This window comes from Sinomonas flava (genome assembly GCF_039531875.1).
Lineage (GTDB): Bacteria > Actinomycetota > Actinomycetes > Actinomycetales > Micrococcaceae > Sinomonas > Sinomonas flava.
This window is the reverse complement of the sequence record NZ_BAAAQW010000005.1, coordinates 41284-49591: the sequence shown is the minus strand read 5'-3', so window position 1 is coordinate 49591 and position 8308 is coordinate 41284. Positions and strand designations below refer to the sequence as shown.

The following is an 8308-nucleotide window of genomic DNA, read 5'->3' as shown; positions in this document are numbered from 1 at the left end:
CGTGACCCCCAGAAGGTGACCCCCAGAGGGGCGGCGGGGAGGGGCGGCGGGTGGGCCGGGCGGCCTACGCCTCCAGATGCGTCGGGGCGAACATCTTCAGGAGCGTCTCGACCACGACGACGTTGGGCCCGTCCGCCGCGAAGCCCGCCTCAAGCGCCTCCTGCACGCCGTCCACGGGGACGCGCTTGGCCGGGACGCCGAAGGATTCCGCGAGCGCCACGAAGTCCGGGCGCGCGAGCTCCGTCGCGGTGGCCTTGCCGAAGGCACCCACCATGTACTCGCGCAGGATCCCGTACCCGCCGTCGTCGACGATGAGCCACGTGACCGGGACGTTGTGCTGCCGTGCCGTCGCGAGCTCGGAGATCGAGTACATCGCGGAGCCGTCCCCGGACACGGCGAGCACGCGCGCGGGCTTGCCGACGGTCGCGAGCCCCACGGCCCCGCCGATCGCGGCGGGGAACCCGAAGCCGAGGCCGCCCGCGCCCTGGGCGGAGTGGAACTGGCCCTGCCGCGCGTCCCAGCAGCTCCAGGCCCAGTAGGCGGAGATCGTCATGTCCCAGAAGGTCTGCATGTCGTCCGGCACGGCCGCGCGGATGTCCGCCATGAACCGCAGCTCCTTGCCCAGGTCCTGCGAGTCGAGTCGCGCGCGGACAGCCGCGAGCGAGTCGGCGACCACTTCCTCCGGGCTCTTCCCGTGCCAGTCGGGGGCCGGCCGCTCCGCGTCGAGCGCCCCGGGCAGCGCCGCGTCCAGTGCCGCGTTCAACGCGTCCAGCGCCTGCCCGGCGTCGGCCCGGATCCCGAGCCCCGGCCGGTTCGACTCGAGGACCCGCGGTTCGGCGTCAATCTGGATGATCCGCCCGCGCGGCTCGAACGTGAAGTAGTTCGACGTGACCTCGCCCAGCGAGGACCCGATGACCACGAGCACGTCCGCATCCTCGAGGAGGTCGGTCATGTGCCGGTCCTCTATCCAGGACTGGAGCGAGAGCGGGTGCTCCCACGGGAATGCTCCGTTGCCGCCGGGCGTGCAGATCACGGGGGCCCGCAGGCGCTCGGCTAAAGAGAGCAGCGCCTTCTCGGCGTGCCCCCGCCGGGTGCCGCCGCCGGCGATGACCGCGGGCCGACGGGCCTCGCGCAGCCACCTGACGGCCTCGCGCACGAGCTCGACGCGGGGCGGGTTGTCGGCCGCGACCGCGAGCGCGTCCTCGACCGGCGGGACCATGATCGGCTCGAGCAGCACGTTCTGCGGGATCTCGACCCATACGGGACCCTGCGGCGAGGAGATCGCGTCTGTCCAGGCGTCCTGGATGGCGGACGGGATGCCCGAGGCGTGCTGGATGAGCCGCTGGCTCTTCGTGACGTTCGCGGCGGAGGCCTTCTGGTCGTCGAGCTGGTGCAGCATGCCCTTGCGCCGCGCGCCGAGGCCCTCGAGCGGGATCTGGCTCGCGATGACCACCATCGGCACGCCGGTCGCGTACGCCTCCTGCAGGCCCGCGAGCGAGGTGAGCGCGCCGGGGCCGGTCGAGAGGAACAGGACCCCGACCTCGCCGGTGGCCCGGGAATAGCCGTCCGCGGCGAACGCCGAGTTGTTCTCGACCCGGCTCGAGACGAACTTCAGGTTCCCGCGACCCATCGCGTCGAACAGCCCGAGCGCATGCTGGCCGGGGATGCCGAACACGGTCTTCGCCCCCAGCGCCTCGAGCGTCTCGACGACGAGGTCGCCGCCGTTCCGCACGGCACGGCCAGCGTACTGGCGCACGACGCCGTCCTGGCCGCCCTGCGCTGCACGCTCGCCGTCCTCGCGGGCCGCCGCGGCGATGCCCGCCTCGCGGGCCTGAATCGCCTCGGCCTCCCCCGCACGGGGCGACTCGACGGCGCTCACTGGGCGCCCGCCGTCGTGCGCTGCTCGGCGGGGATCCCGGGCTCCTGGTTTCGACTGCGCTCAACCACCGGGCGGGGCAGCTCGCTCATGAGCGTGACGAGGTCGTAGGCGACGTGGCCCGCGGCGACGCCGGTGATCTCGGCGTGGTCGTAGGCGGGGGCGACTTCGACGACGTCGGCCGCGACGAGGTTGAGCCCGCGCAGGCCGCGGATGATCTCGAGCAGTTCCCGGCTGGTCATGCCGCCGGCCTCGGGGGTGCCGGTGCCGGGGGCGTGCGCGGGGTCGAGGACGTCGATGTCCACCGAGATGTACAGCGGGCGGCCGCCGATGCGGTCGCGCAGCTTCGCGACCACCTCGCGGACGCCCTGGTAGTAGACGTCGGACGAGGTGACGATGCCGAAACCGAAGCGGCGGTCGTCCTCGAGGTCGCGCTTGCCGTAGAGCGGGCCGCGGGTGCCGACATGGGAGATGGCCTCGGTGTCGAGGAGGCCCTCCTCGACGGCCCGCCGGAACGGGGTGCCGTGCGTGTACTCGGCGCCGAAGTACGTGTCCCACGTGTCGAGGTGGGCGTCGAAGTGCAGGAGTGCCACCGGCTCCCCCGCGCGCTCGGACGCGGCCCGCAGGAGCGGCAGGGCGATCGTGTGGTCCCCGCCGAGCGTCAGGAGGCGCGCGCCGTCGGCCGTGAGGTCCAGCGCGTCCTGCTGGATGGTCTCGATGGCCTCGTGGATGTTGAACGGATTCACGGCCATGTCGCCGGCGTCGGCGACCTGGGCGCTCGCGAACGGCGAGACGTCCTGGGCGGGGTTGTAGGGGCGGAGCAGGCGGCTCGCCTCGCGCACGTGGTTCGCGCCGAACCGCGCCCCCGGGCGGTACGAGACCCCCGAGTCGAACGGGACCCCGACGACGGCGACGTCCGCCCGGCGCACCTGGTCGAGGCGGGGCAGGCGGGCGAACGTCGCGGCGCCGGCGAAGCGCGGGATGCGGGACGAATCAATGGGGCCGAGGTTGCCGTTCTCCTCGATGCGCAGCTCTTGCACGATAACCCTCCATAGGTGGCTCTTCTGTGAGCCAGCGTACAGGAGAAGTTGCCCCATATGCACCCCTTGTTTACTCGATCGTCTGAGTCAGCCAGCCGTCAGGCTCAGGAGCATCGCCTTGACCTGCCGGCCCTCCGGGGAGGCCCACCACGCCCTGGCCCCGTCCACGGAACCGCACTTCTCGACCTCTGGCCCCAGTTCCACGCCCGGCAGGTAGGGTCCGCTGGGCCCCGGACCCTGCGCCGGGCCACCCTGCGCCGGGCCGCCCTGCGGGAGGCCGCGCAGGGTGCCGGGGCCATTCGCTGGGACCTCGCCCGAGAGCTTCAGGGTGCAGAGCGCGCCCAGGCCCCCGCCGCCCGTCGGTTCCTCCGCGAAGAAGGAGTACTGCAGCGCGGGGCTCCACCCGCCGGCCGCGAGGCCGGGAAGCGCCGCCGACTCGATGACGGTGCGCTGCACCGGCCAGCCGACGTCATAGCTCGTGGCGTTGATCATCACCGTGAGGACCGCCTTCCCGGCGGCGTCCCTGAACTCTGCCGACTCCCCCATCACGGGCCCCCGCGGGAACGTCTTCGCCTCGACCGTCCACTCTGCCGGGTAGCGGAGGGAGAGCTTCTGGGTGGTGAAGGTGAACGTCGAGAGGTCCGCGGTCGCAGTTGGCGGCGCCGATGACGCGGCAGCAGCCGTCCCGGCGGTGGTCGCCGCAGCCGCGGCGGTTGCCGCAGCGGCGGACGACGACGGGGAGCCGCCACCCGCCGTCGCCCGCGGCGCCGCCGGCGTCCCCGATCCGCATCCGGTGAGCCCGGCAGCGAGCGCGAGGCCGACGACGAGTCCGAGCATTCTTCCAGTCATGGCGGCACTCCCCCTGCTCAGCTGTACGCGATGCTCGTCAGCAGCGCCCTGACCTGTTGCCCCTCCTGGGAGGCATACCAGGCCTCCGCCGCCTCCTCGGACGCGAACGGCGTCGACGAGTCCCAGACCACCTCGGCGACGAGCACTCCCGCGCCGGCGCGGATGATCCCGTCCAGGGACATGCCCTCGCCCGCGGCCGCCGGGCCAGCGGTGAGGTGCAGCCGGTATGCCGACGCTCCCCCGGAGTCGTCGCGGTACCACGAGACGTGGGCCGCGGGGGCGGGCAGGGCCGCGAGCCCCGGGACGGGCGTGGACTCGTAGACGGTCCTGACCGCCGGCGTCGTCACGGCGTCGGTGACCTGGCCGATGTAGACGGTCGCCATGCGCCGTCCGGCCGGGTCCTTGACGGTCGCGGTCGCGGAGGTCGCCTGCGCGCCGGCGGCGTGGAAGACGTCGACGGTCCAGGAGGCCGGGTAGCTGAACGAGGTGCGCCCGTCGGGGAAGGTGAACGTGGCGAGCCCCTGCTGTGCCGCCGCACCTGCAGCCGGCACGTTCGACGGCGGCGGGGTCGCCTCTGCGGCAGAGCTCGCCGGCGCGCTCGAGGACGCGGACGCGGCGGCGGAGGGCGTCCCGGCAGGGGAGGTTCCGGCGCCGCCGGTTCCGGGGGCCGCGGCACAGCCTGACAGCGCGAGGGCGAGTCCGAAGGCGAGGGCCGCGGGGGTGCGGGCGGGGATGGGCTCCATGGTGGTCAACTCCTGGGTGCGGGCGCGGGATGCGCGAGTCAACCGTGACACCGCCACTCGGGGCCTCGCTAGGGCCAGAAGGGTATATCCATCGAAGTGAAATACACTTGTTATGGGAACCCCTTGGGCTCCCCGGCGACTGTGAGCAGGCCGTGACTTCGCCGCGCGAGGCTCCCCCGACGGCGTCGTGCGCAAAGACACCGCGAGCGAGCCGTAAAGGTTCCATAAAGGGCAGCCGTCCCCGCCGCGGCGCCGCTCTACGCTCCAGTGGACGCCATCCCGGCGTCCCGCACCAGCAGGAGCCATGAGCACACTCACCCGACCCCCCGCCGAGCCGAGCCCCAAGCGACGCCACCACGACCAGCATCCGTTGAGGACCTGGCTCCTCGAGGGGATGCCCGAGACGGCCGGCAAGAGGCAAGGCCCCCACGGCGTCCCCAAGGAGGACCACAAGCCGGCCTCGTGGTGGCGCGTCATGTGCCTCACCGGCGTCGACTACTTCTCGACCCTCGGCTACCAGCCCGCCATCGCGGCCCTTGCCGCGGGGCTGCTGGCTCCGATGGCGACGGTCATCCTCGTGATCGTCACCCTCGCGGGAGCGCTCCCGGTCTACCGCCGGGTGGCGCGCGAGAGCCACCGCGGCGAGGGGTCGATCGCCATGCTCGAGCGGCTCATGGGGCGATGGACCGGGAAGCTGTTCGTGCTGGCGCTCCTCGGCTTCGCAGCCACGGACTTCATGATCACCATGACGCTCTCGGCGGCAGACGCGAGCGCGCACCTCATCGAGAACCCGTTCGCGCCGGAGGCGTTCCACGGCCAGCAGGTCACCATCACGCTCGTGCTCATCGCGGCGCTCGCGGTCGTGTTCCTGCGCGGGTTCAAGGAGGCCATCAATGTCGCGGTCGTGCTTGTCGGGCTGTACCTGGCGCTGAACGCGGTGGTGGTCGGGACCGCCGTCGTGCGGGTGTTCACGGAAGGTGCCGTGGTCACCGACTGGTGGACCACCCTCACCACCCAGCACAGCGACCCCCTCATGATGGTGGGCATCTCCCTGCTCGTGTTCCCGAAACTCGCGCTCGGCCTGTCCGGCTTCGAGACCGGCGTGGCCGTCATGCCGCAGGTCAAGGGCTACCCGACGGACACCGAGGAGAACCCCGAGGGCCGGATCCGCGGGACGCACCGGCTCCTGACGACCGCGGCGCTCATCATGTCCTCGTTCCTGATCACCTCGAGCTTCGCCACGACCGTGCTCATCCCCGCGCAGGAGTTCGAGGACGGCGGGAAGGCCAACGGGCGCGCCCTCGCCTTCCTCGCCCACCAGTTCTTCGGGGACGGGTTCGGCACGGTCTACGACATCTCCACTATTGCGATCCTGTGGTTCGCAGGGGCCTCGGCCATGGCCGGGCTCCTCAACCTCGTCCCCAGGTACCTCCCCCGCTACGGCATGGCACCGGCGTGGACGCGCGCGGTGCGGCCGCTCGTGCTCGTGTTCTCAGCGGTCGCGTTCCTCATCACCTGGATCTTCGACGCGAACGTCGAGGCGCAGGGCGGCGCGTACGCCACCGGCGTCCTCGTGCTCATGACCTCGGCGGCCGTGGCCGTGACCCTCTCGGCGAAGCACCGCAGGCAGAGGTCCCGGACCTGGGCCTTCGGGATCGTGAGCGCCGTGTTCACCTACACGACGATCGCCAACGTGATCGAGCGGCCGGACGGCATCCGGATCGCGGCGCTGTTCATCGTGGGCATCATCGTGGTCTCGTTCGCCTCCCGGGTGCGGCGCTCGTTCGAGCTGCGCGCCACCCACGTCCGCCTCGACGAGCAGGCCCTCGAGTTCCTCACCGACGTCGAGCAGGGCCCGATCCGGCTCATCGCCCACGAGCCCAAGCGCCTCGACTCCGAGCGCTACCGCAACAAGCTCGAGCACGCCCGGGCCGCGAACCACCTGCCCGAGGACGCGGACATCCTGTTCATCGAGATCGTCGTGGACGACTCCTCCGAATTCGAGCAGGAGCTCGACGTGGTGGGCATCAAGCGGCACGGCTTCAAGGTGCTCGAGGTGCACTCGAACAACGTGCCCAACACCCTCGCCGCCGTGCTCCTGCACCTGCGCAACGTCACGGGCCTCATGCCGCACATCTACTTCCGCTGGACCGAGGGGAACCCTGTCACGAACCTCACGAAGTTCCTGTTCTTCGGGGAGGGAGAGATCGCCCCGGTGACGCGCGAGGTGCTCCGCGAGGCCGAGCCGGACATCACCGAGCGGCCCTGGGTCCACGTCGGCTGACCCGTCTCCCGGCCCGCGGCCGTCTCGGGTACACATCACAACCCCCTCTCACCGTCTCGGGTACGCGAAATGCGGGCGTCGTGGCCCTGGCGGGTACGCACGACGGCGCCGGACCACCTCGCGCTGACTCAAGGAGGACTAAGCCATGAAGGCCTTCTACAACCTGTGGTACCGCCGCGGGACGCCGCCCTGGGTGGGCCCGGCCCGGGCGGAGCTCGTTCGGCTGGTCGAGTCGGGCCGCATCCCGCCGGGCCGGTCCCTTGACCTGGGCTGCGGCGAAGGGGACAACTCCGTGTTCCTCGCGCGGCACGGCTTCGAGGCGACCGGCGTCGACTTCGCCCCGGCAGCCCTCGCGAAGGCGAGGTCGAAGGCGGAGGCGGCGGGCGTCGTCGTGCGCTTCGTCGAAGACGACCTCACCACCATGCGCCGCGTGTCCGGGCCCTTCGATGTCCTCGTGGACTACGGCTCGTTCGACGACCTGCATGGACGCGACCGGGACGCGTACGTGCGCGCGGTCGTGCCGCTGCTCCGCGCGGGCGGGCTGTTCCTGCTGTGGTGCTTCGAGTGGGTCCCGTCGCTGTGGGAGAGGGCGGCCGTGGCCGCGCTGCCCTTCGGGGACATGGCGCTGCGCCCGGGTGAGGTCGAGGAGCGCTTCGGACGGGACTTCTCGATCGAGCGCATCGCGGGCGAGTCCGGGCTGAAGGGCTGGCCGCACGGGTGGGCGGCGTACCTCATGACGCGGCGGTGACGCGGGGCGCCGACTTTCCCGGCCGGATGGGGCTTGCGCTGGGCGAGGGCGGGGTCAGCGCGAGGCAGCCGGGACGAGGATCCAGAGGACGGTCGCGGGCCTGTCCGTGGGGTTCACCCAGGTGTGCGGTTCGCGGCCGGGGAAGGTGAGCGTGTCGCCGGCGCTGAGGGCGTACCGCTCGTTGGTCATCACGAGCTCGATCTGGCCGCGGACCACGTGGAGCACGTCCACGTCGCAGTCCACGGCGTAGAGCTCCGACTCCCCCGTGCCGCGCGGCTCGATGTCCGCCTGCAGCACCTGCACCCGCCGCTCCGACCTCGCTGTGAGGAGCTTCTCCACGATCCCCTCGCCGCCGAGGGAGATCCGCGGGGCCTCGGCGGCACGGGTGAGGTGGGTCTCGGGGGTGGCGAAGAGATCGCCGATCGAGAGGGAGAGGACCTGGCACAGCGTCACGAGCGAGGCGACCGACGGGGAGGTGAGGTCCCGCTCCACCCGTGAGAGGAACCCCTTCGTGAGCCCGGTCGCGTCCGCCACCTGCTCGATGGTCATCCGCTGGGACTGCCGCGCGGCGCGGATGCGGGAACCGATGGCCACGGGGGCGTTGCTCGGCTCGACGGGCAGGGCTTTCATCTGGTTCTCCCCAAGGCGCTGGAGGCAGGCTGGCGTTCTGCCAGGACGATGTGCTGGGTGACGCAAGCCTAATTGACAACAGCCGTTGCCTTCTAGGCACCGCGGTCCGAGAAGGGACGAGATTGCGGCCCGCCTAAC

At 71.8% G+C, this 8308-nt stretch carries 7 protein-coding genes; 2 read left to right on the top strand and 5 right to left on the bottom strand.

Annotated features, from left to right (window positions below):
• Positions 1–64: 64 nt before the first annotated feature.
• From ABD298_RS08790 to ABD298_RS08775, 4 genes are all read right to left on the bottom strand, one after another.
• Entirely contained in the window at positions 65–1756 is a 1692-nt protein-coding gene (locus ABD298_RS08790; RefSeq protein WP_344299771.1) for a thiamine pyrophosphate-binding protein, read from the bottom strand.
• 119 nt (positions 1757–1875) lie between these two features.
• Positions 1876–2916 (bottom strand): agmatinase, encoded by a 1041-nt coding sequence (speB, locus tag ABD298_RS08785; protein WP_344299310.1) that lies wholly within the window; start codon positions 2914–2916, stop codon positions 1876–1878.
• Positions 2917–3003: 87 nt separating this feature from the next.
• On the bottom strand, positions 3004–3765 hold the full coding sequence (locus tag ABD298_RS08780) for a hypothetical protein (protein WP_344299309.1): 762 nt from the start codon (positions 3763–3765) through the stop codon (positions 3004–3006).
• 17 nt (positions 3766–3782) lie between these two features.
• A complete protein-coding gene (locus tag ABD298_RS08775) occupies positions 3783–4508 on the bottom strand; it encodes a hypothetical protein (RefSeq protein ID WP_344299308.1) in 726 nt (241 codons plus the stop codon).
• A 304-nt stretch (positions 4509–4812) separates the two neighbouring features.
• Here ABD298_RS08775 and ABD298_RS08770 point away from each other — a divergent pair, with 304 nt between their 5' ends.
• Both ABD298_RS08770 and ABD298_RS08765 read left to right on the top strand, forming a co-directional pair.
• The gene (locus tag ABD298_RS08770; RefSeq protein ID WP_344299307.1) at positions 4813–6792 is read left to right on the top strand and encodes an APC family permease; all 1980 of its coding nucleotides are present in this window, start codon (positions 4813–4815) and stop codon (positions 6790–6792) included.
• A 145-nt stretch (positions 6793–6937) separates the two neighbouring features.
• On the top strand, positions 6938–7540 hold the full coding sequence (locus ABD298_RS08765) for a class I SAM-dependent methyltransferase (protein ID WP_344299306.1): 603 nt from the start codon (positions 6938–6940) through the stop codon (positions 7538–7540).
• 54 nt (positions 7541–7594) lie between these two features.
• Here the strand turns inward: ABD298_RS08765 and ABD298_RS08760 are convergent, their stop codons facing one another.
• On the bottom strand, positions 7595–8170 hold the full coding sequence (locus tag ABD298_RS08760) for a cupin domain-containing protein (protein WP_344299305.1): 576 nt from the start codon (positions 8168–8170) through the stop codon (positions 7595–7597).
• Positions 8171–8308 lie beyond the last annotated feature (138 nt).